Origin of the sequence: Sphingomonas abaci (assembly GCF_014199625.1) — a bacterium.
Classification (GTDB): domain Bacteria; phylum Pseudomonadota; class Alphaproteobacteria; order Sphingomonadales; family Sphingomonadaceae; genus Sphingomonas; species Sphingomonas abaci.
The window spans coordinates 888,899-913,937 of the sequence record NZ_JACHNY010000001.1; the positions used below are offsets into that span (position 1 = coordinate 888,899).

22 protein-coding genes and 1 tRNA gene are annotated in these 25,039 nt (G+C 70.0%); 8 read left to right on the plus strand and 15 right to left on the minus strand.

What is annotated here, in order from left to right; all coding sequences use genetic code 11:
• Nucleotides 1-12 precede the first annotated feature (12 nt).
• From GGQ96_RS03965 to GGQ96_RS03975, 3 genes are all read left to right on the plus strand, one after another.
• Nucleotides 13-720, plus strand: coding sequence for a flagellar hook assembly protein FlgD (locus GGQ96_RS03965; protein ID WP_184111692.1), 708 nt, complete (start codon nt 13-15; stop codon nt 718-720).
• A gap of 225 nt (nt 721-945) precedes the next feature.
• Nucleotides 946-3,369 carry a hypothetical protein gene (locus GGQ96_RS03970; protein WP_184111694.1) on the plus strand — a complete coding sequence of 808 codons (2,424 nt, stop codon included), beginning with the start codon at nt 946-948 and terminating at the stop codon, nt 3,367-3,369.
• Nucleotides 3,370-3,455: 86 nt separating this feature from the next.
• On the plus strand, nt 3,456-5,582 hold the full coding sequence (locus GGQ96_RS03975; protein WP_246360025.1) for a TonB-dependent siderophore receptor: 2,127 nt from the start codon (nt 3,456-3,458) through the stop codon (nt 5,580-5,582).
• Here GGQ96_RS03975 and GGQ96_RS03980 read toward each other — a convergent pair.
• The 5 genes from GGQ96_RS03980 to cobS all read right to left on the minus strand — a co-directional run bounded on the left by GGQ96_RS03980 (nt 5,566) and on the right by cobS (nt 11,647).
• The gene (locus tag GGQ96_RS03980; RefSeq protein WP_184111696.1) at nt 5,566-6,831 is read right to left on the minus strand and encodes an adenosylmethionine--8-amino-7-oxononanoate transaminase; all 1,266 of its coding nucleotides are present in this window, start codon (nt 6,829-6,831) and stop codon (nt 5,566-5,568) included. The genes GGQ96_RS03975 and GGQ96_RS03980 overlap by 17 nt on opposite strands.
• Complete coding sequence (gene bioD / locus GGQ96_RS21300) at nt 6,828-7,451, minus strand: dethiobiotin synthase (protein ID WP_184111698.1); 624 nt, start codon at nt 7,449-7,451, stop codon at nt 6,828-6,830. Before bioD ends, GGQ96_RS03980 begins: the two co-directional genes overlap by 4 nt.
• The gene (locus GGQ96_RS03990; protein ID WP_184111700.1) at nt 7,448-8,590 is read right to left on the minus strand and encodes an 8-amino-7-oxononanoate synthase; all 1,143 of its coding nucleotides are present in this window, start codon (nt 8,588-8,590) and stop codon (nt 7,448-7,450) included. Before GGQ96_RS03990 ends, bioD begins: the two co-directional genes overlap by 4 nt.
• Before the next feature lie 220 nt (nt 8,591-8,810).
• Nucleotides 8,811-10,634, minus strand: coding sequence for a cobaltochelatase subunit CobT (gene cobT / locus GGQ96_RS03995; RefSeq protein ID WP_184111704.1), 1,824 nt, complete (start codon nt 10,632-10,634; stop codon nt 8,811-8,813).
• A gap of 8 nt (nt 10,635-10,642) precedes the next feature.
• A complete protein-coding gene (cobS, locus tag GGQ96_RS04000) occupies nt 10,643-11,647 on the minus strand; it encodes a cobaltochelatase subunit CobS (RefSeq protein WP_184112237.1) in 1,005 nt (334 codons plus the stop codon).
• A 134-nt stretch (nt 11,648-11,781) separates the two neighbouring features.
• Here cobS and GGQ96_RS04005 point away from each other — a divergent pair.
• From GGQ96_RS04005 to GGQ96_RS04015, 3 genes are all read left to right on the plus strand, one after another.
• Nucleotides 11,782-11,858 (plus strand) — tRNA-Arg (locus tag GGQ96_RS04005).
• A 144-nt stretch (nt 11,859-12,002) separates the two neighbouring features.
• A complete protein-coding gene (locus GGQ96_RS04010; RefSeq protein ID WP_184111706.1) occupies nt 12,003-12,206 on the plus strand; it encodes a hypothetical protein in 204 nt (67 codons plus the stop codon).
• Nucleotides 12,207-12,261: 55 nt separating this feature from the next.
• The gene (locus GGQ96_RS04015) at nt 12,262-12,558 is read left to right on the plus strand and encodes a hypothetical protein (protein ID WP_184111708.1); all 297 of its coding nucleotides are present in this window, start codon (nt 12,262-12,264) and stop codon (nt 12,556-12,558) included.
• 71 nt (nt 12,559-12,629) lie between these two features.
• Here GGQ96_RS04015 and GGQ96_RS04020 read toward each other — a convergent pair whose 3' ends face one another.
• Both GGQ96_RS04020 and GGQ96_RS04025 read right to left on the minus strand, forming a co-directional pair.
• On the minus strand, nt 12,630-13,853 hold the full coding sequence (locus tag GGQ96_RS04020; protein ID WP_221239754.1) for a glycoside hydrolase family 27 protein: 1,224 nt from the start codon (nt 13,851-13,853) through the stop codon (nt 12,630-12,632).
• A 14-nt stretch (nt 13,854-13,867) separates the two neighbouring features.
• Entirely contained in the window at nt 13,868-15,214 is a 1,347-nt protein-coding gene (locus GGQ96_RS04025) for a glycoside hydrolase 5 family protein (protein ID WP_221239755.1), read from the minus strand.
• Between the two features lie 207 nt (nt 15,215-15,421).
• Between GGQ96_RS04025 and GGQ96_RS04030 the strand changes: the two genes are divergently transcribed.
• On the plus strand, nt 15,422-16,087 hold the full coding sequence (locus GGQ96_RS04030) for a phosphatase PAP2 family protein (protein WP_221239756.1): 666 nt from the start codon (nt 15,422-15,424) through the stop codon (nt 16,085-16,087).
• Here the strand turns inward: GGQ96_RS04030 and GGQ96_RS04035 are convergent.
• Together GGQ96_RS04035 and galE are read right to left on the minus strand one after the other, a co-directional pair.
• A complete protein-coding gene (locus GGQ96_RS04035) occupies nt 16,084-16,917 on the minus strand; it encodes an HpcH/HpaI aldolase/citrate lyase family protein (RefSeq protein WP_343058914.1) in 834 nt (277 codons plus the stop codon). The genes GGQ96_RS04030 and GGQ96_RS04035 overlap by 4 nt on opposite strands.
• Complete coding sequence (gene galE, locus GGQ96_RS04040) at nt 16,914-17,915, minus strand: UDP-glucose 4-epimerase GalE (protein ID WP_184111710.1); 1,002 nt, start codon at nt 17,913-17,915, stop codon at nt 16,914-16,916. The genes GGQ96_RS04035 and galE overlap by 4 nt, the downstream gene beginning before the upstream one ends.
• An 85-nt stretch (nt 17,916-18,000) precedes the next feature.
• Between galE and msrA the strand changes: the two genes are divergently transcribed.
• On the plus strand, nt 18,001-18,537 hold the full coding sequence (msrA, locus tag GGQ96_RS04045) for a peptide-methionine (S)-S-oxide reductase MsrA (protein WP_184111712.1): 537 nt from the start codon (nt 18,001-18,003) through the stop codon (nt 18,535-18,537).
• A gap of 39 nt (nt 18,538-18,576) precedes the next feature.
• Here the strand turns inward: msrA and mmsB are convergent, their stop codons facing one another.
• The 6 genes from mmsB to GGQ96_RS04075 form a co-directional block, all read right to left on the minus strand.
• A complete protein-coding gene (mmsB, locus tag GGQ96_RS04050) occupies nt 18,577-19,446 on the minus strand; it encodes a 3-hydroxyisobutyrate dehydrogenase (RefSeq protein WP_184111714.1) in 870 nt (289 codons plus the stop codon).
• A gap of 247 nt (nt 19,447-19,693) precedes the next feature.
• Nucleotides 19,694-20,470 (minus strand): enoyl-CoA hydratase, encoded by a 777-nt coding sequence (locus GGQ96_RS04055; RefSeq protein WP_184111716.1) that lies wholly within the window; start codon nt 20,468-20,470, stop codon nt 19,694-19,696.
• Nucleotides 20,463-21,545, minus strand: a complete 1,083-nt coding sequence (locus tag GGQ96_RS04060; protein WP_184111718.1) for an enoyl-CoA hydratase/isomerase family protein — start codon at nt 21,543-21,545, stop codon at nt 20,463-20,465. The genes GGQ96_RS04055 and GGQ96_RS04060 overlap by 8 nt, the downstream gene beginning before the upstream one ends.
• 220 nt (nt 21,546-21,765) lie before the next feature.
• Nucleotides 21,766-22,911, minus strand: coding sequence for an acyl-CoA dehydrogenase family protein (locus GGQ96_RS04065; RefSeq protein WP_184111720.1), 1,146 nt, complete (start codon nt 22,909-22,911; stop codon nt 21,766-21,768).
• A 9-nt stretch (nt 22,912-22,920) separates the two neighbouring features.
• Complete coding sequence (locus GGQ96_RS04070) at nt 22,921-23,433, minus strand: hypothetical protein (RefSeq protein WP_184111722.1); 513 nt, start codon at nt 23,431-23,433, stop codon at nt 22,921-22,923.
• Nucleotides 23,434-23,463: 30 nt separating this feature from the next.
• Complete coding sequence (locus tag GGQ96_RS04075; RefSeq protein ID WP_184111724.1) at nt 23,464-25,005, minus strand: CoA-acylating methylmalonate-semialdehyde dehydrogenase; 1,542 nt, start codon at nt 25,003-25,005, stop codon at nt 23,464-23,466.
• Nucleotides 25,006-25,039 lie beyond the last annotated feature (34 nt).

Sequence of the window (25,039 nt, forward strand, 5' to 3'; positions counted from 1 at the left end):
GGAGCAACCGCCATGACCATAGCCACCACCACCACCAACACCGGCCAGGCGGCCGGCGCCGCCACCGGCACCGACGCGCTGACGTCGGGCAAGACGGCCTCGGCCGATTTCAACCTGTTCCTGAAGCTACTGACCACCCAGGCGCAGAACCAGGACCCGCTGAATCCGACCGATGCGACCCAATATACCCAGCAGCTCGCGCAGTTTTCGCAGGTCGAGCAGTCGCTGCAACAGACCGGCACGCTGAAGGACATCCTGTCGCGCTTCAGCACGCAGGACCTATCATCCGCCGCCAATCTGATCGGCCGCGAGGCGACGTTCGACAGCGACACGGTCGGGCTGACCAGCAAGAGCCCGGCGCGCTGGACCTACAGCAACAGCGGCATGACCGGACCGCTGACCGCGACGATCAAGGACGCCAGTGGCCGCACCGTCTCCACCCAGACGATCGACGACGACAGCGGCAGGGGCGAAGTGATCTGGACCGGCACGAAGAGCGACGGCAGCCAGGCGGCGGACGGCGCCTATACGCTGAGCGTGAAGGGTCAGGACAGCGGCGGCGTGACCGTGTCGGCGACGATCAACGCGATCGGCACCGTGGGCGACGTGCAATCGAAGGGCGGCGTCGTCACCGTCGGCATCAACGGCGCGCAGCTGCCGATGTCGTCGCTGATCCGCCTGACCGCCGCCCAGTCCGGTTCGACCTCTGGATCGAGCTGACCCTGGTCCGCCGGACCTCTGCCAATGTCCACCATAGGGCCCCGCCGCGCGCCGGGGGTGGACGCTGATGGAGTGGCGCGTCGACGTTCGCCAAGGCCCGCTCGACTGGGATGGGGCGGGCCCTGGGCCGCTGTGACGATTGCCGGCCACGCACGCAGGACCGTCGCCAGCCATGCCGCGCGAGGCCGTTGAGCGACCGGGGGACACGCGCCTATAGCGGCGGCCATGTTCCCGCGTCCGGTCGCCGCCCGCCTCTTGTCCCTCGCCCTTGTGGCGCTGGCCCCGGCGTCCCCCGTGCTGGCGGAGACCGCACCCTTCGACCTGCAGGGGCCGGTGCTGAAGGTGACGGTGACGCGCGGCGGCGTGACGTTGCCGATCGCGCAGGTGCCCGACCTGGCGGCAGGCGACACGCTCCACATCGCCGCCGCGCTGCCCGGCGATCAGTCGACCCATTATCTGCTGGTCGGCGGCTTCCTGCGCGGCGCGACCAACCCGCCGCCCAAGGCCTGGTTCACCAGCGCCGAAACGTGGAAGAACAAGCGCGACACGCTGACGCTGACCGTGCCCAAGGGCGCGCGCCAGGCGCTGGTGTTCCTGGCCCCCCGGACCGGCGGCGACTTCGCGACGCTGACCGGCGCGGTGCGCGGCCGGCCGGGCGCCTTCGTCCGCGCGGTGCAGGACCTGAACCAGGCGGCGCTCGACCGGTCGCGGCTCGACGCGTTCCTGGCCGGCATCCGGCGCGGCGACGCCGTCGGGCCTGACCGGCTCAGCACCGTCTCGCCGCTTCTCGCGCGCAGCCTCGCGATCAAGTTCGACAGCGGCTGCCTGCTCAAGCAGCCCGATCTCCAGGCCGCCTGCCTGACCCAGGGGCGCGACTCGCTGGTGCTCGCCGATGGCCACAGCGCCTCGCTGGCGGAGACGCTGAGCGGCACGCCGACCGACCTGGCGCTGCAGGTCGCCGCGACGCCACAGGGCGGCTATGGCTATTACAGCCCCTATATCGGCGTGGTCCGCGACGTGGCGCGCATCCTGGGCGCGTTCCAGACCGCGCAATTCCAGTACATACCCGCGCTCGGCCTCTATCAGGACGATCGCATCGCGTTGCTGCTCAACGCCGTGCCCTCCTTCGCCAAACCGCAATCGGTGATGGTCGCGGCGCTGCCGCCGATCGAGACGCCGCTGCCGCCGCCGCTGCGCCTCGCCGATCCGGGCGCGACCCTGTGCGCCGGCCGACCCGGCCTGTTGCTGCCGGTGGAGGGGGCGCCGCTGATCTATTCCACCGGCTATGCGCGCAACATGGCGCTGCGGCTGAAGGATCGCAGCGGCCGCGACCTGGAGATCCCGGTCGCCGCCGACCCGGAACAGGGTGGCTATGTCGTCGCCGGCACCGGCCTGGCCACCGCCGACCTGGCCGCGGCGAGCGAGGGCGTGTTGCACGGCGTCTGGGGGTTCACGCCGTTCGACGGTCCGCGCGTCCGGCTGGTCAAGGCCGGCGCGGCCTGGGGGATCGCGCAAGACGGGTCGGCGGTGGTCGGCCGCGACAATGCGATCACGCTGACCGGCGGCGCGAGCCCTTGCGTCGCCGACGTCTCGGTCCGCCTGCCCTCCGGCGCGACGCGGACGCTGGCCTGGGACGCGGCCGGCACCGACCGGCTGACGGTGAAGCTGCCGCTCGCCGGGGTCGATCCGGGCGCGCTGACCCTGCTGGTCCGCCATTATGGCGAGGCTGAGCCGCAGCGCTTGGCCGTCCAGGCGCTGGCCGAGGCGGGGCGGGTCGACGGCTTCACGCTCCATGCCGGCGACCGGACGGGGGTGCTGAGCGGCACGCGGCTCGACATGGTGGCGACGCTCGACCTGGGCGGCACGATCTTCCGCCCGGCGGGCTTGCGCCGGGTCGGCGACGGCGACCAGCTTGACCTCGCCACCGATACCGCGCCTTCGCTCACCGAAGGTGCGGCCAGGACCGCGCGGGTCCGCCTGGTCGACGGCCGCACGCTGACGACCCGCGCCACGGTGACGGCGGCGCGGCCCGCCTATATGGTGATCGCGCGCAACGCCGAGCGGACCGGGCCGGCCGCCCCCGTCCCCTTGCTGCTCGCCGGCGCCGATGCGGTGGCGCAGGACGCGCGGCTGACCGTGTCGCTGCGCGCCGAGGGCGCGGCGGGCTTCGCCGGCACCGAGACGATCGAACTCGTGACCGCGCAAGCCCGGCCGCCCGTCCGGCTCGACGCGGCGAATGGCGGGCTCAGCCTGCAATCGGACCGGGTCGCGATCGTGACCCTGCATCCGGGCGCGCTGCTCGGCCCCACCGCCTATGGCCCGTTGCGCCTGCGCGTGGTGAGGGACGGGGTGGCGAGCGACTGGCTACCGGTCGGCACGCTCGTCCGCCTTCCGGTGCTGACCGGGTTCACCTGCGCCGCCGACGGCCCCTGCCGACTGTCCGGGCGCGACCTGTATCTCGCGGCCTCGGTCCAGTCGGGCAGCGCCAGCGTGCCGGTGCCGGACGGCTTCACCGGCAGCGCGATCGAGGTGCCGCCCCCCGGCGACGGCACGCTGGTCGTCCAGCTCCGCGACGCGCCCGACCAGCGCGCCACCGCCACCGTGCCGACCGGGCCGGATCGTCCCACCCGACCGGCAGCGCCGGGCTGATCTACATCACTTCTTATTGCAATTGATTTTCAACATTAGTATCACCGCCGAACGGACCGGGCAACGGTCGTTCGGGGGATATCGGGATGATGATCGTGGGACTGGCGGCCTGGGCTGCCGGGGGGATCGTCGCGCCCGCGGCGGAGCCGGCACCGGCCGCCGTGGACGCGCAGCGTGGCGAGGTGGCGCTCGACGGGGAGGAGCTGGTGGTCGTCGGCCGCCGCGCGCCGTCCTTCGGCGCCGACACCGTGCAGGTCGGCGCATTCCGCAACCGCTCGCTGCTCGACACGCCGGCGACGGTGGCGGTGATGACGCGCAGCCTGCTCGACGCGCAGGGTGCGCAGGGACTGGACGACGCGCTGCGCAACGCCGCCGGGATCACCCAGCAATCGACCAGTCCGATCACCACCAACAGCTTCGTCTCGCGCGGCATCTTCCTCAACCCGCGCACCAATTACCGGCTGAACGGCGGGCTGCAGGTGGTCAACATGGCCCCCATCCCGATCGAGGACAAGCAACGCGTCGAGATGCTGAAGGGCGTCTCCGCGCTCTATTACGGCCTCGGCACGCCCTCGGGGATCGTCAACGTCGTCACCAAGCGCGCCGGGCCGCGCCCGGTCACCTCGCTCCAGATCACCGGCGATGCCGAGGGCGGCGTCGGCGGCGGCGTCGATATCGGCCGGCGGTTCGGCGCGGCCCAGGCGTTCGGCGTGCGGATCAACGGCGCGATCGGCCATCTGGCATTCCCGATCGACGGCGTCGACGGCCGGCGGGTGGTGGCGGCGGGTGCGTTCGACTGGCAGGCGACGCCGCGCCTCGTCCTGAAACTGGACCTCGAATATTACCGCCGCAGCACCGACGAACAGGGCGGCATCAGCCTGCCTGCGCCGGTCGGCGCGGTGCGCGGCATCGGTGGCACGATCACGCTGCCGCCGGTGCCGGACCCGCGCCTGCGCCTGGCCCCCCGCGACGCGCCCTACATCACCTGGGGCAGGAACGTGCTGGCGCGCGCCGATTACGAGCTGGGCGGCGGCTGGTCGCTGCGCGCGGAGGGCGGCACCGCCCAGGCGCGGCGGCAGCGTGCGCAATCCAATCTGGGCCAGATCGACCTGGCGACGGGCGCGGGCGTGCTGGTCAGCGTCTACACGCCCGATCAGGATTACCGGAACGGCTACCTCCGCGCCGAGCTGGCCGGCACGGTGGCGACCCTCGGCATCCGCCACGAATTGCTGTTCGGCTATACGCGCAACCGCCAGTTCCAGTCCGACCAGCACCGGCAGAGCTTCCGCAACGTCGCGCAGAACCTCTATGATCCGCGCACCATCGACTATGCCGCGCTCGTCCCCTCGACGATGCGGATCGGCCCAGGCGGCGTCAATATCGACACCGGCCTCTATGTCATGGACATCGCGCATCTGGGCGCGCGCTGGCTGGCGATCGGCGGCCTGCGCCATGTCGATTACGCGACGCGCGCCGCGCCGGCGGATTTCACCATCCGCACCTGGACGCCGACCGCCGGGCTGGTCTTCCGCCCCGGCCCGCGATCCAGCCTCTACGGCACCTATATCGAGGGGCTGGAGAGCGCCGGCACCGCGCCCGACGGCACCGCCAATGCCGGCGACATCCTGCCCCCCGTGGTCAGCCGGCAATATGAACTGGGCGGCCGACTGGAGATCGCCGGCGCGACCGCCTCGCTTGCCGGCTTCGTGATCGATCGCGGGCTGGACTATACCGACCTGCGCAACGTTCAGGTGGTCGATGGCCGTGCGCTGCACCGGGGCGTGGAGGCGTCGCTCCAGGGTCGGCTGGGCCATGGCCTTTCGGTGCTGCTGTCGGGCCAGTATCTGGAGGCGGTGCAGCGTCGCACCGGCGTCGCCGCGCAGAACGGCAAGCAGGTGGAGAACACGCCGCGCTGGGCCGGCTCCGCCTTCGTGGAATATCGCCCGGCGTTCCTGCCCGGCGTCGCGGTCAATGCCGGCGCCTATCATACCGGCCGCCGCTGGTCGGACCCGCAGAACCGCGCGCTGCTGCCCGCCTATACGACCTACGGCCTGGGCGCGAGCTACCGCTGGCGGCGGGGGGACGGGCCAGCGATGACCGCGCGGATCAACGCCGACAACCTGACCGATGCCCGCTATTGGGCGACCGGCGGCACCACCCTCTATGCCGGGCTCGGCCGGACGGTGCGCGCCTCGCTCACGCTCGATTATTGAGGAGTGCGGCCGGCGCCGCGGCGATGGCGTCGTGCACCGCGTCCAGGTCGGCATCGTCGATGCAATAGGGCGGCATGACATAGACGGTGTTGCCGAGCGGCCGAACCAGCAGGTCGCGCGCGCGGAAATATTCGAGCAGACGCGGCCCCAGCGTCGAGAGATAGCCGGGCGGCCCCTCCACATCGATCGCGGCGATGGTGCCGAGCGATCGCGCGCCCGCGAAGCCCGGCCGATCCGCGACGCGCGCCAACCGTTCGGCCTGGCGGCGCGCGAGGGCGGCGATGCGGTCCAGCACCGGCTCGTCGCGCCAGATCGCCAGATTGGCGGCGGCGGCGGCGCAGGCGATCGGATTGGCGGTGTAGCTGGACGAATGGAAGAACATCCGCGCCCGGTCCTGGCCATAATGGGCCTGGAAGATCGGCTCGGTCGCCATCGTCACCGCCAGCGGCACCGCGCCGCCGGTCAGCCCCTTGGACAGGCAGAGGATGTCGGGCACCACCCCGGCCTGTTCGCAGGCGAGCAACGTGCCGGTGCGGCCCCAGCCGGTCATCACCTCGTCGGCGATGAACAGCACGCCGGCGCGCATGCAGATGGCGCGCATCTGGCCAAGGACCTGCGGCGGATAGATCAGCATCCCGCCCGCGCCCAGCACCAGCGGCTCGACGATGAACGCGGCCACGTCGCCGGCCGCGCAGGCCCGCTCCAGCGCGTCGAGCGTCGCCTGTTCGCGGCCCTGGGCGGGAAAGGGGATGGTGCCGACATCGAACAGCAGCGGCGCATAGGCCTGGTTGAAGACGCCGCGCGCGCCGACCGACATCGCGCCGATCGTGTCGCCGTGATAGCTATGCTCCAGCACCAGGATGCGATGGCGCGGCTCGTCCCGGTTGAGCCAATAGCCCAGCGCCATCTTCAACGCGACCTCGACGCTGGTCGAACCGGAATCGGAGAAGAACACCCGGGTCAGCGCGGGCGGCAGGAGCGCCACCAGGTCGCGTGCGACCGTCTCGGCGGGTTCGTGGGTCCAGCCGGCGAAGATGATCTGGTCCAGCCGCTCGGCCTGGTCGCGGATCGCCGCGACGATGCGCGGATGGTTGTGGCCATGCGTCGTCACCCACCAGGAGGAGATGGCATCGATCACCCGCCGCCCGTCCGCGGTGTGCAGCGCCGCGCCCTCGGCCCGGACCACCGTGGGGATCGGCTCGCCCAGGCCATGCTGGGTGAAGGGATGCCAGACCGGCGAGCCGCTCACCGGAAATCCTCCAGCCGGAACTGCGCGTGGAACGCCGCCGCCAGGGTCTCCGGCGTCAGCGGATCGAGCCGCGGCAGCCGCCCCAGCCGGCGCACCCCGCCGATCGCGGCGATGGTCGCCTCGCTGTCCTCGACATTCTCGCCGATGAACGCGATGCCCAGCACCGAGACGCCGCGCGCGCGCAACGCCTCGATCGAGAGCAGGCTGTGGTTGATCGTGCCGAGCGCGGTGCGCGCGACCAGCACCACCGGCGCCTGCCAGCGCGCGAACAAGTCCGCATAGAGCAGGGTGCGCGTCACCGGCACCAGCGCGCCGCCCGCGCCCTCGACCACCAGCGGTCCTGCGACGACCGGCGGGGTCAGCCGCGCCGGATCGATCATCACGCCGTCGATCTCCGCCGCGCGATGCGGCGAGCAGGGCGTGCGCAGGCGATAGGCCTCGGGCAGGCAATGCTCGCGCGGCACGCCCAGCCGGGTGACGCCGTCCGCGTCGCCGCCCCCATCCAGCCCGGCCTGGACCGGTTTCCAATAGTGCGCGCCCAGCGCCCGGGTCAGCGCGGCGGCGAAGACGGTCTTGCCGACATCGGTGTCGGTGCCGGTGACGACGATCGTGCGGCTCATGCCCGCGCCTCCCTCAACACTGCGGCAAGCGCCCGCACATCGGCCTCGTCCACGTTCAGCGTCAGCGAGATGCGCAGCCGCGCGGTGCCGGCGGGCACGGTGGGCGGGCGGATGCCGCGCACGTCGAAGCCCGCCGCCTGCACCGCCGCCGCCAGCCGCATCGTCGCCGCATCCTCGCCGACGATCAGCGGCAGGATCTGCGACCCGCTGGGCGTGACGCCGTGCGGCGCGAGCGCGGCCCCGGCGGCGGCGATCAGCGTGGACAGGCGGTCGCGGCGCGCCGGTTCGTCGACGACGATACGCAACGCCTCGCGCACCGCGCGCGCCATCAGCGGCGACGGCGCGGTCGAGAAGATGAAGCCGCGGCCGCGATTGACCAGGCAGTCGCGCACCACCGCCGGCCCGCAGACCAGCGCGCCCTCGCAGCCCAGCGCCTTCCCGCAGGTGTGCAGGCTGACGACGTTCAGCCGCCCCTCCAGTCCGGCGGACAGGCCGCGCCCGCCCGCGCCCCACAGGCCGGTGGCATGCGCCTCGTCGATCAGCAGCATCGCGTCGTGCCGGTCGGCGACGGCGGCGAGTTCGTCCAGCGGCGCGCGGTCGCCGTCCATACTGTACAGGCTCTCCACCGCGATCCAGGCAGTGCCGGTGCCGCCCGCGCGTCGCCAGTCGCGGATCGCATCGTCGAAGCCTTGCGCATCATTGTGCGCCGCCGCGACCCGCGCGGCCCGCCCCTGGCGCATCCCGTCATGCGCGCTGGCATGGACCAGGGCGTCATGCACCACCAGGTCGCCCCGCTGCGGCAGCGTCGCGAGCAGCGCGGCATTGGCGGCGAAGCCCGTGGGGAAATACAGCGCCGCCTCCGCCCCGAAGAACGACGCCGCTTCCGCCTCCAGCGCCTCGTGCTCGGGATGATTGCCGCGCAGCAGCCGCGATCCGCCCGAGCCGACCGGCACCCCCTCGTCCAGCGCCGTCGCGACGGCGGCGCGCAGGCGGGGCGAATCGGCCAGGCCCAGATAGTCGTTGGAGGCGAAATCCACGCCGGCGCGCGGGGCCAGCCGGCGCAACCGGGCCCGCTCGGCAAGGCCCGCCAGGTCGGCGCGCTGCGCGGCGAGCGGATTGGACAGAAGCTCGATCGTCATGCCGCGTGCCATAGGCGCAAATGCCGGTTGAGGGGAATTGTCGAGGCTGCCTCACGCAGGGGCGCGAGACTCCGAGGCGAATTCCGCACCATTCCGGCGACGGCAGGGATCCGGTCTAGGGACGCTGGTTAGCTACCACCACCGCTTCGTCACTGGACCCCGGCCTTCGCCGGGGTGGAGCGTGGGGGGAAAGGCCCTCTCCGTTGTGCCCCCGTCCCCGTCACTTCGCGTCGAACAGCGCCGCCAGTTGCTCCATGATGGTGCCGCCCAACTGCTCGGCGTCCATGATCGTCACCGCGCGCTCGTAATAGCGGGTCACGTCGTGGCCGATGCCGATCGCGATCAGTTCGACCGGGCTCTTCGACTCGATCCAGCCGATCACCTGGCGCAGATGCCGTTCCAGATAGCTGCCCGAATTGACCGACAGCGTGGAATCATCGACCGGCGCGCCGTCCGAAATCACCATCAGGATGCGCCGCTCCTCGGGCCGCGCGATCAGGCGATTGTGCGCCCAGAGCAGCGCCTCGCCGTCGATATTCTCCTTCAGCAGCCCCTCGCGCATCATCAGCCCGAGATTCTGCCGGGCGCGCCGCCACGGCTCGTCCGCCTTTTTGTAGATGATGTGGCGCAGGTCGTTGAGCCGCCCCGGCTGTGGCGGCCGGCCCGCCGCCAGCCAGGTCTCGCGCGCCTGCCCGCCCTTCCACGCGCGGGTGGTGAAGCCCAGTATCTCGGTCTTCACCCCGCACCGTTCCAGCGTGCGGGCCAGGATATCGGCGGAGATCGCCGCGATCGAGATCGGCCGCCCGCGCATCGACCCGCTATTGTCGATCAGCAGTGTCACCACGGTGTCGCGGAACTCGGTGTCGCGCTCGACCTTATAGGACAGCGACTGTCCGGGGCTGACCACGACCCGCGCCAGCCGCGCGGCGTCCAGCATCCCCTCTTCCTGGTCGAAGTCCCAGCTCCGGTTCTGCTGCGCCATCAACCGGCGCTGCAGCCGGTTGGCGAGCTTCGACACCGCCGATTGCAGATGCGCGAGTTGCTGGTCCAGATAGCCCCGCAACCGATCCAGCTCGTCCGCGTCGCACAGTTCGGTCGCGGTCACCACCTCGTCGAACTCGGTCGTCCAGGGCTTATAGTCGAATTGCGGGCTGAAATCGCTGAACGGCCGGTTGGGGCGCACGGGCTGCATCCCCTCCTCGCCCTCGTCGCCGGGTTCGCCGTCGAGATCGTCGGGCGAATCCTCGCCCATCTCCTGGCCCTCGCCCTCATCGCTGTCCGAGTCGCGTTGTTCGCCCCGCGCCTCGACCTCGCCCTGGCCCTCGCCGCCCTGCTCGTCGCCCTCGTCGCCATCCTCGTCGGGCGATTCGTCGCTGCCCTCGTCGTCGGATTCGCCCTCGTCCGCCTCGTCGGGCTGCTGCTCGCCCTCGACCAGCTCCAGGTCGGCGAGCATCCGGGCGGCGAGTTGCTGGAAGGCGCGCTGGTCGTCGAGCGCCAGCGCCAGCGCCGACAGGTCGGACTTGGCCGCCACCCAGTCGCGGATCAGCGCCAGTCCCGGCTGGGCGACCGCCGGCGATTCGCGCCCGGTCAGCGCCTCGCGGGCGAGCAGGCCGAGCGCGGTCGACAGCGGCACTTCGGCGCGCGAGCGGGCGCGGGTCAGTGGATCGGATCGCATCCGCAGATCGAGCGCCTGGTCCAGGTTGGCGGCGATGCCGGCATAACCCCGGCTGCCCAGCGCCTCGACCCGCGCCGTCTCGACCGCGTCGAAGACCGCGCGCGCGACCGGGTCGACCGGTGCGCCGCGCGCATGCAGCCCGGCGTCGTGATGGCGCAGCTTCAGCGCATAGCCGTCCGCGAAGCCGCGCGCCTCCGCCACCTGTTCGGGCGGCAGGGTGCGGCCGGGCATCGGCACCTTCAGATGCTTGCCCGACTGACTGGGCGCATCGGCGGTATAGGCGAGCTCGACATCGGGCGCGTCGGCCAGCGCGCGGGCCGCGCCGCCCAGCACCGCCTTGAACCGGTCGAGAGGGGTTTCGTTCGCCACCTTCAGCGTTACGCCTTGGCCGCGACGCTCTCGGGCAGGTCCTTGCCGAACACGCGCTGGTAATATTCCGCCACCAGCGGCCGCTCCGCCTCGTCGCACTTGTTCAGGAAGGACAGGCGGAAGGCGAGGCCGACATCGTTGAAGATCAAGGCGTTCTGCGCCCAGGTGATGACCGTGCGCGGGCTCATCACCGTCGAGATGTCGCCATTGACGAAGCCCTTGCGGGTCAGGTCGGCGACCCGGACCATGTTGTCGACCACCGCCTTGCCGTCGGGCTTGTCATATTCGCCCGACTTGGCGAGCACGATCCGCGCCTCGACCGCGGCGGGCAGGTAGTTGAGCGTGACGACGATGTTCCAGCGGTCCATCTGGCCCTGGTTGATCTGCTGCGTGCCGTGATACAGGCCGCTGGTGTCGCCCAGGCCCACCGTGTTGGCGGTGGCGAACAGGCGGAACCACTTGCTGGGGCGGATCACGCGATTCTGGTCGAGCAGCGTCAGCTTGCCCTCCGTCTCCAGCACGCGCTGGATCACGAACATCACGTCGGGCCGGCCGGCGTCATATTCGTCGAAGACCAAGGCGGTCGGCGTCTGCAGCGCCCAGGGCAGCAGCCCCTCGCGGAACTCCGTCACCTGCTGACCGTCGCGCAGCACGATCGCGTCGCGGCCGATCAGGTCGATGCGGCTGATATGCGCGTCCAGGTTGATGCGGATGCACGGCCATTTCAGGCGCGCCGCGACCTGTTCGATATGGGTCGACTTGCCGGTGCCGTGATAGCCCTGGACCATCACGCGCCGGTTGTGCGCGAAGCCCGCCAGCACCGCCAGCGTCGTGTCGCGATCGAAGACATAGGCGGGGTCGAGATCGGGCACCCGCTCGTCCGCTTCGGAAAAGGCGGGGACCTCCATGTCGAGGTCGATGCCGAACATCTCGCGCACGCCGACCATCTTGTCGGGGGCGTCGAGGATGGTGGTGTCCCGGCTGTCGGGCTGTGCGTTGGGGATATCGGTCATGGCCATGGCGACAAACGCCTTAAGCCGATCGCGGCTCCCTACTCAACCGGCTGGATCATGCGCGGCCCGTGCATTTTTTCCGCAACAAAGGGCTTGCGCGCCCATCGCCCCCGGACTAGAGGGCCACCTCCCAAGCGCCCGTAGCTCAGCTGGATAGAGCATCAGACTACGAATCTGAGGGTCGGACGTTCGAATCGTTCCGGGCGCGCCATTTTCCTTACCAGCGGTTGTCGCGGAGGAGATGGCCTTGGGTCAAGGCATCGCCGGATGATCTGCGACCATCTCTGAACAGGGATTGAACACCGCTCCGTCCCGTGCATATTCCGGCAACCAGCGGCATCAGAGTGCACAGGCTATGCGACGGTCCGTTCATGCCATCCTGTTCGTCGCCTTGGGCGTCGTGATCGGCAAATGGTGCCAATATACGGCGGTCGCCTATCTGGCCGGGTGGCTTGGCTTTGAAGCGGCGTCCCTGATCGGCTTGGCGCCGTTCGTGGCCGCGTTGCTCGTGCTGACCGCACATCATCCCCGGCACTTCGCGTTCCGCCAGCGTGATTGAGGCCGTTCACCACCAGCCATCACCTTGAGCAAACTGCCATACTTAATCAGGTCCAATGGCGATCAAAGCGGTGGTCGAGATGATCTATCTTCAGGCGTTCGTCGGCGCCGCGGCAACAACGGCCCTTATCCTTGTTCTGGCTCGCCTGATCCTGAGATTTCTCCTCTCCGGACAGAAACAGGACATTCCCGCGCTTTGCGTGGGGTTGGGATATCTGATCGGTCATTTTTCCTTCAACGGCTCACCCCACGGCCCCGACGCCGTCATTCGAAGTGTCCAATTCGTGGGTAGCGCAGTTTGCCTTGTCCTGTTCGCGGCGGGCGCTCGACACATCGCCAATCGGACGAATTAGGCCGCCTTATTCCATAGCGGCATCGCGGCCCCCGTCGTGGCAGGCGGAACGACGATCCTGTCGCCCCGCCGTCATGGCGCCAGCCGCACCATCACGACGCCATGCGGCGCGACCTCCGCTGCATAGCGGCCGGACAGGCGGCCGAGATCCGTGTGCGCCCACAGGTCGCGTCCGCGCAGCCGCACCGTCGCGGGCAGGCCCAGGCTGGGCCAGTCGGCGGCGATCCGTGCCGGGGCGTCGCCGCGATTCCATAGCAGCAGCGTGCGCCCGCCATCGGCCATCGGCTTGACCCAGACCTCCTGGGCGCCGCTCCGCCATACCCGATGCCCCTGCGCGCCCAGCGGGTCCTGGTCGACGGCGATCACCGCGCGGTTGAGCAGGATGGCGCGGGTCGCGTCCGACATGGCGGCGACATCGTTGCCGGCGATCAGCGGCGCAGCCATCATCGCCCAGAGCGAGAAGTGCGCGCGATATTCGGCGTCGCTCAGCCCGCCATTGCCGACCTCCAGCATGTCAGGGTCGTTCCAGTGGCCGGGGCCTGCGAAGGGCCAGAGCGGTTCGTTCAGGTCGACGATCGACGCGACGCCCCAGCTATGCCCGTGCTTCCCTTCCCATTTGTCGGTGATGTCGCCGGTGGTGCGCCACATGTTGCCGATCTTCGCCGCCCACAGCCACGGTTTCGAATTGCCCCATTCGCACAGTGAGAACAGGATCGGCCGCCCCGTCGCGCGCAGCGCATCGGCCATGGTCGCATAGGCGTCCTCGGCATTGCGGACGCCCGACGAACACCAGTCATATTTCAGATAGTCGACGCCCCAGCGCGCATAGCGCAAAGCGTCCTGATATTCATGCCCCTGGCTGCCAGGCCGGCCGCCGCACGTCTTGGTGCCGGCGTCGGAATAGATGCCGAACTTCAGTCCCTTGCCATGGATATAGTCGCCAAGCGCCTTGAGCCCGCCGGGGAAGCGCTGGCGATCTTCGGTGATGAAGCCATCGGCGTCGCGGCTGCCATGCCAGCAATCGTCGATGACGATATACGCATAGCCCGCCTCCTTCATGCCGTTCGCCGCAATCGCATCGGCGGTGCGGCGGATCACCGCCTCGTCGACCTTGCAGCCGAATTTATTCCAACTGTTCCAGCCCATGGGCGGAGTCCGGGCCAGACCGTTGGTGGTGCGCCTTGGGTCCTTGGACGGTGCGAGCAGGTTGGGATCGGCGTCCAGCACTTCCTGCGCCAGCACGGGCGTCGCCGTCTGGAGCAGCAGCGCTGCCAGCGTCATCGTGGCACGGAGCATGGCGCAGCCTCCCTCTACCGAACGGTCTGCGGCAATCGCGCGACGGCGGCGGCATGGTCGGCGACGATGCGGACCGTCGTGTCGCCGGTGAAGATGCCGTACCAGCCCTGCGGCTCGTGCGGGGGGTCGCCCATATAGTGGCGGTCACCGTCGCGGAACCGATAGTCGGAATGCTCGGCCCGCGCCTCGCCGTTCCACGCCCAGAAGTTGGTGCCCACGATCGGCCCGCCTTCGCCCATGTCGCGCAACGCCGCCGCATAGATCAGCCGATAGAACCGGTCCTTGTATCCGGTGGCGACCCTCGGATCGTTGCTGCCGCCGTCGCGGGGATAGCCGAACTCCTCGATCACCAGCGGTTTGTCCATTTGCCGGGCCAGGCGGACATGGCTGGCGATATAATCCCGGGTCAGCGTCTCGCCGCGCTGATAGGTGCCGGCAAGGTCGGTCTGTCGGACCCAGTCCCAGTTGTTGGGCCAGATATGCGCGGTCAGATAGTCGATCTCCGCCACGCCATGTTCGGCGAGCAGGATCTCGGGCCGCTCCAGCGTCCCCTTCAACCCTTCCGATCCGGTGCAGACCAGATGGTGGGGATCGAGCGACTTGATCAGCCGGGCGCTGTCGCGGACCCAGGCGGTGAACTGCGCCACATCGGCATGATCCACGTCGCCCGCCGGGCGCGGCTCGTTGGCGAGTTGCCAGGCCATGATCGTCGGATCGTCGGCATAAGGGCGACCGGTCGCGCTGCTGGTCCGCGACACCACCGTCCGGATCCAGTCGCGATACAGGCCGGTGGCGCGCGCATCGCCATAGAATTGCGCGTTGAAATTGGCGAAGGCCGGCCAGGGATGCGCCGGATCGTTCATGTCCAGATAGCGGCCGCCATTGACCCAGGACAGGTAGGTCATCATCCCGCCCGACCATTCCCAGAAATTGGTCAGGTACAGCACCACGCGCATGTCGCGCTTCGCCATCTCCGCCAGGGCATGGTCCAGCCCGGCGAGCAGCGCCGCATTGGTCGTGGTGGCGGTGCGGAAGCCGGGCCTGATCGCGTTGCGCAGCGGCCCTTCCTCGGCGGAGGCGAGGATGCGCAGGTTGGTGACGCCCATCGCCTTCAGCGTATCCAGCTCGCGCCCCAGCCGCGCCCGGTCGCCATAGGGCGCGTCGGCCCCGAGATAGGCCGCATACCACATGTTCGCGCCGACGAAGCGGTAAGGCCGGTCGCCCAGCATCAGCCGCATCCCCTCGCGCCGGACGAAGCCGGGCGCCGCGGCCGCCGGCGCGCGCGGCACGGTGGCGCATCCCGCCAGCAGCGTGGCGCCTCCCAGGAAGCCGCGACGGTCCATGCCCCTGCCCATGCTCATGTCAGCCCCCTCTCCAGCCTTTCCGGTATGCACGCGACCCGGCCGTGCCGTGATCCCGTGATCCCGTGATCCCGTGATCCCGTGATCCGATGATCACAGGCATAGCCGGCACTTCCGAAAGTTGCTTGTTGTATTTGCGGCGTAAACGCCCGGCGCCACGCGACATTCCCTTTTGCGCCCGCCCCCCGCCCTGCCTACACCAAGGGCATGGCTTCTTCTCCCCCCACCCGCCCGCTGCCCAAGCCGCTGGCCGCCATCTCGCTGCTCGCCATCGCCGCCCTGCTGGCCCTGCTGTTCGGCCATTGGCTGGCGCCCGATCCGCTGGCGCTCGACCGCTCGATCATCCAGGGCCTGCGCGCCTGGGGCGGCCCCGCCTGGCTGCCGGGCGTGGCGGTCGACCTGACCGCGCTGGGCGGCAGCACGGTGGTGACGCTGGTGGTGGTGCTGGTCGCCGGCTTCCTGCTGATGCAGCGGCTGTGGCTGACCGCGCTGGCGCTGGTGCTGGCCACCTCGACCGGCGGGCAGATGGTGTGGCTGATCAAGCGGACCATCGGCCGCGCCCGGCCCGACCTGGTGCCGCACCTGGTCGATGTCTCCAACGCCAGCTTCCCAAGCGGCCATGCGACCAACAGCGCGATCGTCTATCTCACCCTCGCCGCGCTCGCCGCGCAGGTGGTGCGCGACCGGCCGACCCGCCGCTATCTGTTCGGCGCGGCGATCCTGCTGACCGGTGCGATCGGGTCGAGCCGCGTCTATCTGGGCGTCCACTGGCCGTCGGACGTGCTCGCCGGCTGGAGCTTCGGCACGCTCTGGGCGCTCGGCTGGTGGTGGCTGACCGCCCGGATGCGCGCCACGATCGGCGGCGAACGCTAGGCCAGCCCCAGGATGCGCCGGGCCTGTTTCAGGTGCGGCGCGTCGACCATCCGTCCGGCGAGCTGCAGCGCGCCCGCGCCCGGGTTGGCCGCGAACAGGTCGACGATCGCCTGCGCCGCCGCGCGCTCCGCGTCGCTGGGGGTGAAGGTGGCGTTGATGACCGGCACCTGGGCCGGATGGATCGCCATCATCCCCGTGAAGCCGTCGCGCCGCCCGCGCCCGGCATAGGCGGCGAGCGCGTCCAGGTCGCGGAAATCGGGAAACACCGTCTCGATCGCCGCGACGCCCGCCGCATGCGCGCCGAACAGGGTCAACGCGCGAGCGAGCTGATAGGGCGCGGTATAGCCGCCGTCCGCCTCGCGCGCCGACGTCGCGCCGATCGCGGCGGGCAGGTCCTCCGCGCCCCAGGTCAGGCCGGCGAGATGCTGGGCCACGCCGGCATAGCTGCCGAGCTGGAAGATCGCCGCCGGCGTCTCGGTCGCGACCGGCAGGATCGGCAGGCCGGCGCGCGTCGCCAGCGCCGCGACCGAGGCCGCGCCCTCTGCCTTGGGCAGCATCAGCGCGTCGGGCCGCGCCGGCAGCACCGCAGCCAGGTCGTCCTCGACCAGGCCGGAATCGAGCGGATTGACCCGCACGACCAGCGGCAGCACGCGGGGCTCCCGCAGAAACGCCGCGACCGCCTCGCGCGCCGCCGGCTTGGCGCTGGCGGCGACCGAGTCCTCCAGGTCCAGGATCAGCGCGTCCGCCCCGCAGCCGGCCGCCTTCGCCATCCGCTCCGGCCGGTCGCCCGGCACGAACAGCAGCGAGCGCCAGGTCCCCGTCGAGGTCACCGCCCGCGCTCCGCCAGCGCCCGTTCCCAGGCCAGCGCGTCGCGGATGATCCCGGCAAGATCGTCATGCGCTGGCCGCCAGTCGAGCGTCGCCAGGATCTTGGCATTGTCGGCGACCAGCTCCGCCGGATCGCCCGCGCGCCGCCCCTCATAGCGGCGCTCGATCCGCCGGTTGGTGACCCGATCGACCGCGTCGAGCACCTCGTTGACCGAAAAGCCCCGGCCATAGCCGCAATTCATAACATGGCTCTCGCCCGGCCGGTCGATCAGCTTCTGCAACGCCGCGACATGCGCCGCCGCGAGATCGGTGACATGGATATAGTCGCGCACGCCGGTGCCGTCGGGCGTGGGGAAGTCGGTGCCGAACACGCCGACATGCTCGCGCTTGCCGGTCGCCGCCTCCACCGCGACCTTGATCAGGTGCGTGGCCCCCGCGGTCGACTGGCCCGACCGTCCGGCCGGGTCCGCGCCCGCGACGTTGAAATAGCGCAGCGCGCAATAGTTGATCGGATGCGCCGCCGCGACATCGGCCAGCATCGTCTCGGTCATCAGCTTCGACATGCCGTACGGGTTGATCGGACGCTTGGGATCGTCCTCCGCGATCGGCATCCGCTCGGGCGTGCCATAGGTGGCGGCGGTCGAGGAGAAGATGAAGTGCGGCACTCCCTCCACCACCGCACTCTCGATCAGCGATCGCGAGGCGGCGGTGTTGTTGCGGTAATATTTGAGCGGGTCGGCGACCGACTCCGGCACGATGATCGACCCGGCGAAATGCATGATCGCGCGCACGCCGTGCGCGCGGATCGCGGCGCGCACCGCGACCTCGTCCGCGACGTCCGCCCGGACCAGCGGCGCGCGGGGATCGACCGCCCAATCGAAGCCGGTGACGAGGTTGTCGAGCACCACCACCTCATAGCCGGCGTCGAGCAGCGCCAGCACCGCATGGCTGCCGATATAGCCGGCCCCGCCGGTCACCATCACCTTGCCGTCGACCGTCATCGCTTCCCTCCAGAGCCTTGAAGGGCACGGGCCCTTTGCGGCGGCGTTAGCGCGTTCCTATCTGGGGGGAAAGGAGACCATCTTCATGACCGAATATGCGACGCTGGCCGGAGGCTGCTTCTGGTGCACCGAGGCGGTGTTCAAGGACGTGATCGGCGTCGAAAGCGTCGAGAGCGGCTATATCGGCGGCACGGTGCCCAACCCGACCTACAAGCAGGTCTGCGGCGGCGATACCGGCCATGCCGAGGCGATCCGCGTCGGCTTCGATCCCGACCGCATCCGCTATGCCGACCTGCTCGACATCTTCTTCGCGACGCACGACCCCACCCAGCTCAATCGCCAGGGCAACGACGTCGGCACGCAGTATCGCTCGGCGATCTTCCCAGCCGACGAGACCCAGGCGGCCGAGGCGCGCGAGGCGATCGAGCGCGCCGGCGAGGATCACGGCCGCATCGTCACCACGATCGAGCCGATGAGCGAATGGTATCCGGCCGAGGGCTATCACCAGGATTATTGGGAGACCTCGGGCCGGTCCAATCCCTATTGCATGGCGGTGATCCCGCCCAAGCTCCAGAAGCTGCGCAAGAGCTTCGCCGCCCGGTCGCGCGCGGCGGCGGGCTGAACGCGGTAAGACGGGGCGGGGCGCGTACGACGCGCCCCGTTACAGGCTTTTGATGATGGCGGAGAAGTCGATCGGATCCGGATGGGCCGCGACGAACGCCTCGTAGCGCTCGGCGGCGCGGGCGCCCATCGGCGTATCGGCGCCGACCTGCGCCGCCGCCTCGCGCGCCAGGCGCAGATCCTTCAGCATCAGCGCCGCCGCGAAGCCGCCCTGATAATCATGGTCGGCCGGCGTGGTCGGCCCGACGCCCGGCACCGGGCAATAACTGGTCAGCGACCAGCTCTGCCCGGAACTGACCGAGGCGATGTCGAAGAAGGCCTGCGCCTCCAGCCCCAGTTTCTCCGCCAGCCGGAACGCCTCGCAGGTCGCGATCATCGTCGCGCCCAGCACCATGTTGTTGCAGATCTTCGCCGCCTGGCCGGCACCGCTGCCGCCGGCATGGATCACCGCCTTGCCCATCGCCGCCAGATAGGGCCGGGCGCGCTCGAACGCGTCCGGCGCGCCGCCGACCATGAAGGTCAGCGTCCCCGCCGCCGCCGCCGCGATCCCGCCCGACACCGGCGCATCGACCGCCATGAAGCCGCGTGCGACGGCGGCCTCGGCGACGCTGCGGGCTGTGGCGACGTCGATCGTCGAACAGTCGATCAGCAAGGCGCCCGGGACCAGCGCACCCAGGATCTCCGCCTGCACCGTCTCGACATGGCGGCCGGCGGGCAGCATCGTCACCACCGCCTCCGCGCCGTCCGCCGCCGCTCGCGCGCTGGCGGCGGGGTGGCAGCCGGCCTGTGCGGCGCGGGCGAGCGCCTCGGCCGACAAGTCGAAGGCGTGGACCTCATGCCCCGCCCCGGCCAGGTTCGCGGCCATGCCGCCGCCCATATTGCCCAGTCCGATAAAGGCGATGCGCGCCATGTCGTCGATCCTCTCTCCGGCCGCCGTCGTTGCGGTGGCTCTTTCAATGTGAATATGCGGGCCAGGACGAACCGCCGCCCCGGCCCTTGCACCACCCCGGCGAAGGCCAGGGTCAAATCACGGAACGTTCCGAATAACGTGCAAGTGCCCCTTACCTGAATCCCGGCCTTCGCCGCGATGGTGGTCACGGGCTTTCGCAGAGGCCTCGCCTTCGCCGGGGTGGAAGAAGGGGTGCCTCAAGCCTCTCTCATCGCCCGCGCCACTGCCCGCTGCGCTTCTCGACGAATGCGGTCATGCCCTCCTTCTGGTCGGCCGAGCCGAACAGGCCGTGGAACAGCCGCCGCTCGAACTGCACGCCCGCCGCCAGTCCGGTCTCGAAGGCGTAGTTGACCATCTCCTTGTTCGCCAGGATCGCGAGCGGCGCCATGCCGGCGATGGTGGCGGCGGTCTTGACGGCTTCCTCGACCAGATCGGCGGCGGGGATCACGCGGCTGACCAGCCCGGCGCGCTCCGCCTCGGCGGCGTCCATCATCCGGCCGGTCAGGCACATCTCCATCGCCTTGGCCTTGCCGACCGCGCGCGCCAGCCGCTGCGACCCGCCCATCCCCGGCGTCACGCCCAGTTTGATCTCGGGCTGGCCGAACTTGGCGCTGTCCGCCGCCAGGATGAAGTCGCACATCATCGCCACTTCGCAGCCGCCGCCCAGCGCATAGCCGCCGACCGCCGCGATCACCGGCTTGCGCGTGCGGGTGAACTGGTCCCAGCCGGCGAAGAAATCGTGCGCATACATGTCGGCGAAGCCCTGCGCCTGCATCTCCTTGATGTCGGCGCCGGCCGCGAACGCCTTGGCGCTGCCGGTCAGCACCGCGCAGCCCTGCGTCGCATCCGCCTCGAACACCGCCATCGCCGCCAGCAGGTCGGACAGGAGCTGCGCGTTGAGCGCGTTCAGCGCCTCCGGCCGGTTGAGCGTGACGAGGGTGACGGGGCCACGCTGCTCGACCAGCAGGGTTTGATATTCAGCCATGATCGTCTCCATAAGGGGTCCAGGCCTCGGCCTCGGGCAGGGGTGCGAAGATCTGGTCGATCAGATGGTCGCTGACGCCGTCGAGCGTCGCCGGCTGCCAGCGCGGCGACTGGTCCTTGTCGACGATCAGCGCGCGCACCCCCTCGACCAGATCGTGGCGCTGCACGACGTGGGACGCGACCGCATATTCCTGGGCCATCTCGTCCTCGAAGGTCGGCATGGTCACGCCGTCGCGCACCAGCTTCAGCGACACCTTCAGCGCCTGGGGCGATTTGGTGGCCAGCGTGGCGAGCTGCGCTCTTGCCCAATCGCCGCCATCCGCCTCCAGCGCGGCGACGATCTCCTCCATCCGGTCGGCGGCGAACAGCCGGTCGATCGCCTCGCGGTCGGCCAGGATGCGCGCCTCGGGCGGCGGGGCCGACAGGTCGGACAGGATCGCCGCGATGTCCTGCGGCGCGGCGACGATGCGGCGCTTGGCCTCGTCCAGCGCGGCGGCGGGCAGGTAATGGGTGGCGAGGCCCAGGGCATGGGCCTCCGCGCCGTCCAGCCGGTGGCCGGTCAGCGCCAGATAGACGCCGATATGCCCCGGCAGCCGCGACAAATACCAGCCGCCGCCGACGTCCGGGAACAGGCCGATGCCCGTCTCCGGCATCGCGAACCGGGTGTTCTCGGTCGCGATCCGATAGCGGCAGGGCATGGCGATGCCGACGCCGCCGCCCATGGTGATGCCGTCCATCACCGCGACGATCGGCTTGGCATAGGTGAACAGCCGCGCGTTCAGCCGGTACTCGGTCGCGAAGAAGGCGCGCGCCGCCGCGCCGTCGCCCGCGCCGCTCTCCGCGATCAGGCGGATGTCGCCCCCCGCGCAGAAGCCCCGCGACCGCTTCGGGTCACCATCGGGGGCGGGCAGATGGTCGAGGATGATCGCCTCGACGCTGAGATCCGCGCGCCACGCCTCCAGCGCCGACAGCATGGCGACGCACATGCCGCGATTGAGCGCGTGGATCGCCTGTGGCCGATTGAGCCGCAACCGCCCGACCGCGCGCTCGGTGGTGACGAGCAGGTCTCCGGTCATGCCGCACGCCCCCCCTCTGGCTGGGATTGTTGCGCAACCCAACCGACCACCCCGGCGAACGCCGGGGTCCAGTTGGGGGACGCCAGTGAATCATCACGATCGCTCCGGAGCTGGACCCCGGCCTTCGCCGGGGTGATACGGGGGCTGGGTCGATGTAGAGACTTTCGCGACCGTCCCCTCGGCAGCCGGTGAAAGGGTGACACCGCTTGCGGTTGCCCCCTCATGCCCGGGTCAGCTCCCGACCGATGATCATCCGCATCACCTGGTTGGTGCCCTCCAGGATCGAATGGACGCGCAGGTCGCGCCAGAAGCGCTCGATCGGATAATCCATCAGATAGCCATAGCCGCCGTGCAATTGGAGCGCACGGTCGACGATCGCCGAGCCATTGTCGGTCGCCAGCCGCTTCGCCATCGCCGCGAACTTGGTCTTGTCGGGCGCGCCCGCCGTCACCTTGGCGGCGGCCATGTAGAGGAGCGCGCGGGACGCCTCCAGATCGGTCGCCATGTCGGCCAGCGTGAACTGGGTGTTCTGGAAATCGGCGATCGGCTGGCCGAACTGCTGCCGGTCCTTCGTATAGCCAATCGTCTCGTCCAGGCAGCGTTGCGCGCCGCCCAGCGAGCAGGCGCCGATATTCAGCCGCCCGCCGTCCAGCCCCGACATGGCGATGCGGAACCCCTCGCCCTCCGCACCGACCAGATTCTCGGCCGGCACGAACACATCCTCCAGGATGACCTGCGCGGTCGGTTGCGAATGCCAGCCAAGCTTGCGCTCGTTCGCGCCGAACGAGACGCCGGCCATGTCCTTCTCGATCACCAGGCACGAGATGCCGCGCGCCTTCTCCTCGCCGGTGCGGACCATGACGACATAGATATCGTTCTCGCCACCGCCGGAGATGAACTGTTTGGTGCCGGTCACCCGCCAGCCGTCCCCGTCGCGCACCGCGCGCGTCTTCAGCGCCGCCGCGTCGGAGCCGGACGAAGGCTCGGTCAGGCAATAGCTGGCGATCCGGTCCATCGTGACCAGCGACGGGAGATATTTCTCCTTCACCCGCGCCGACCCGAACGCGTCGATCATCCACGACGCCATGTTGTGGATCGAGATGAACGCGCTGGTCGAGGGACAGCCATAGGCCATCGCCTCCATGATCAGCGCCGCCTCCAGCCGGCCGAGCGCGATGCCGCCCGATTCCTCGGACACGTAGATGGCGGCGAAGCCCAGCTCGGCCGCCGCCTTGATCGTGTCGCGCGGGAAGAGGTGCTTCTCGTCCCATTCGGCCGCGAAGGGGGTGATGCGGTCGGCGGTGAAGCGGCGCGCCAGGTCCTGGATCTCGCGCTGGTCGTCGGTCAGGTCGAATTGATTTTGCATCGATATCTCTCAGGCGGGACAGCGCACGTAGCGAATGGTCTCTGGCTTCGCGCCCGGCACCGTCTTCTGGCGCACCAGCATCTTGACGTCTTCCAGCAGGGTCAGGGTCGTCCGCTCCGACCATTTCGCCCCCTCGCCGCTCATCGGCAGGTCGAAGGCGATCTGGGTCGGCTGCGTCTGTACGATCCTGGTCGCATCGCCGCGCGATTCGAAGAACGCCAGGCGGTTGCCGGCGATGGTCAGCTTGCCCTTGTCCGCTCCGGTCGAGGGGTCGCAATCGGCGGCGGTCATCCCCCAGCGGCCCTGGAAGCGGGCGGGGATGGTGGCCAGCGGCGCGGGACCGGGTATCGCATTGCCGCGCGATCCCAGCGGCACGGCGCTGTTCTGCGGATCGTCGAGCAGGTTCTCCGGCGTCGGTTCCTGCACCTGCGCGACGGCAACCTCGTCGCTTTGGTTGTTGCCCGAGCCGCCGCCACTACAGGCAGCGAGCATCAGGCTGGTGGCTTTTACGACATGGCGCATGGGTCGAGCTCCCTTGGAACGATCCATGGCTCAGCCCATGGTTGGGATGACGAACGCGTCCTGCACCCGCGCGGGTCCGCCATCCTCCGCGCCGCGTGGCAGGTCGACCGAGCCGTCGGGCCAGCGCTGCGTCACGGTCTTGGTCCGCGTCCAGAAGCGCACGCCCTCCATGCCATGCTGGTTGATGTCGCCGAAGGCCGAGCGCTTCCACCCGCCGAAGCTGTGATAGGCGACCGGCACCGGGATCGGCACGTTGATGCCGACCATGCCGACGTTGACGCGCGCCGCGAACTCGCGCGCGGCATGTCCGTTGCGCGTGAAGATGGCGACGCCGTTGCCATATTGATGCTCGGAGGGCAGGCGCAGCGCCGTCTCGAAATCGGGCGCGCGCACGATCTGGAGGACGGGGCCGAAGATCTCCTCCTTGTAGCTCTGCATCGCCGGCGTCACCCGGTCGAACAGCGACGGACCGATGAAGAAGCCCTGCTCATGCCCCTGTAGCGTGAAGCCGCGCCCATCGACGACCAGATCGGCACCCTCGTCGACGCCGGTCTGGATCCACTGCTCCACCTTGGCCTTGTGCGCGGCGTTGACGACCGGACCGTAATGCGCCTCCGCATCGGTCGAGACGCCGACGCGCAGGGCCTCGATCGCCGGGATCAGTTTCGCGCGCAGCGCGTCCGCCGTCCGCTCGCCCACCGGCACCACCACGGGCAGCGCCATGCACCGCTCGCCCGCCGAACCGAACGCCGCGCCCGCGAGGTCGGCGACCACCTGGTCCAGATCCGCGTCGGGCATGACGATGCCGTGGTTCTTCGCCCCGCCCATCGCCTGGACGCGCTTGCCCGCCTCGACGCCGCGCCGATAGACATAATGGGCGATGTCGGACGAACCCACGAAGCTGACCGCGCCGATCGCCGGATGGTCGAGGATCGCGTCGACCATCTCCTTGTCGCCCTGCACCACCTGCAGGATGCCTTCCGGCGCGCCGGCTTCGCGCATCAGTTCCGCCAGGCGCACCGGCACCGAGGGGTCGCGCTCCGACGGCTTGAGGATGAAGGCGTTGCCGCAGGCGATCGCGACGCCGAACATCCACATCGGGATCATCGCCGGGAAGTTGAAGGGCGTGATGCCCGCACCGATGCCCAGCGGCTGGCGCATCGAATAGACGTCGATGCCGGGGCCGGCGCCCTGCGTGTATTCACCCTTCAGCACGTGCGGGATGCCGCAGGCGAACTCGATCACCTCCAGCCCGCGCTGGATGTCGCCCTTCGAATCGGCGGTCACCTTACCATGTTCGGCGGAGAGCATGTGCGCGAGGGCGTCCATGTTCGCCTCGACCAGGTCCTTGAAGCGGAACATCACGCGGGCGCGGCGCTGCGGGTTGGTGGCGGCCCAGCCGGGCTGCGCGCCTTGCGCGATGGCGACCGCGCGGTCGAGGTCGGCGGCGGTGCCCAAAGTCACCCGCGCCTGCACCTGGCCGCTGTTCGGGTCGAACACCTCGGCGATCCGGCCGCCGCCGGCCGCATCGGCGCCGGCAGACCCGCCGATCACATGACCGATCGTGCGCATCGAAACTCTCCTGCTCTTTTTTTGCCGCTTTGTC

Coding starts and splice junctions, on each gene's coding strand:
- GGQ96_RS03965 (WP_184111692.1), top strand. CDS start 13: ATGACCATAGCCACCACCACCACCAACACCGGCCAGGCGGCCGGCGCC.
- GGQ96_RS03970 (WP_184111694.1), top strand. CDS start 946: ATGTTCCCGCGTCCGGTCGCCGCCCGCCTCTTGTCCCTCGCCCTTGTG.
- GGQ96_RS03975 (WP_246360025.1), top strand. CDS start 3,456: ATGATGATCGTGGGACTGGCGGCCTGGGCTGCCGGGGGGATCGTCGCG.
- bioD (WP_184111698.1), bottom strand. CDS start 7,451: ATGAGCCGCACGATCGTCGTCACCGGCACCGACACCGATGTCGGCAAG.
- GGQ96_RS03990 (WP_184111700.1), bottom strand. CDS start 8,590: ATGACGATCGAGCTTCTGTCCAATCCGCTCGCCGCGCAGCGCGCCGAC.
- cobS (WP_184112237.1), bottom strand. CDS start 11,647: ATGACCGATATCCCCAACGCACAGCCCGACAGCCGGGACACCACCATC.
- GGQ96_RS04010 (WP_184111706.1), top strand. CDS start 12,003: ATGCGACGGTCCGTTCATGCCATCCTGTTCGTCGCCTTGGGCGTCGTG.
- GGQ96_RS04015 (WP_184111708.1), top strand. CDS start 12,262: ATGGCGATCAAAGCGGTGGTCGAGATGATCTATCTTCAGGCGTTCGTC.
- GGQ96_RS04020 (WP_221239754.1), bottom strand. CDS start 13,853: ATGCTCCGTGCCACGATGACGCTGGCAGCGCTGCTGCTCCAGACGGCG.
- GGQ96_RS04025 (WP_221239755.1), bottom strand. CDS start 15,214: ATGAGCATGGGCAGGGGCATGGACCGTCGCGGCTTCCTGGGAGGCGCC.
- GGQ96_RS04030 (WP_221239756.1), top strand. CDS start 15,422: ATGGCTTCTTCTCCCCCCACCCGCCCGCTGCCCAAGCCGCTGGCCGCC.
- galE (WP_184111710.1), bottom strand. CDS start 17,915: ATGACGGTCGACGGCAAGGTGATGGTGACCGGCGGGGCCGGCTATATC.
- msrA (WP_184111712.1), top strand. CDS start 18,001: ATGACCGAATATGCGACGCTGGCCGGAGGCTGCTTCTGGTGCACCGAG.
- mmsB (WP_184111714.1), bottom strand. CDS start 19,446: ATGGCGCGCATCGCCTTTATCGGACTGGGCAATATGGGCGGCGGCATG.
- GGQ96_RS04055 (WP_184111716.1), bottom strand. CDS start 20,470: ATGGCTGAATATCAAACCCTGCTGGTCGAGCAGCGTGGCCCCGTCACC.
- GGQ96_RS04060 (WP_184111718.1), bottom strand. CDS start 21,545: ATGACCGGAGACCTGCTCGTCACCACCGAGCGCGCGGTCGGGCGGTTG.
- GGQ96_RS04065 (WP_184111720.1), bottom strand. CDS start 22,911: ATGCAAAATCAATTCGACCTGACCGACGACCAGCGCGAGATCCAGGAC.
- GGQ96_RS04070 (WP_184111722.1), bottom strand. CDS start 23,433: ATGCGCCATGTCGTAAAAGCCACCAGCCTGATGCTCGCTGCCTGTAGT.
- GGQ96_RS04075 (WP_184111724.1), bottom strand. CDS start 25,005: ATGCGCACGATCGGTCATGTGATCGGCGGGTCTGCCGGCGCCGATGCG.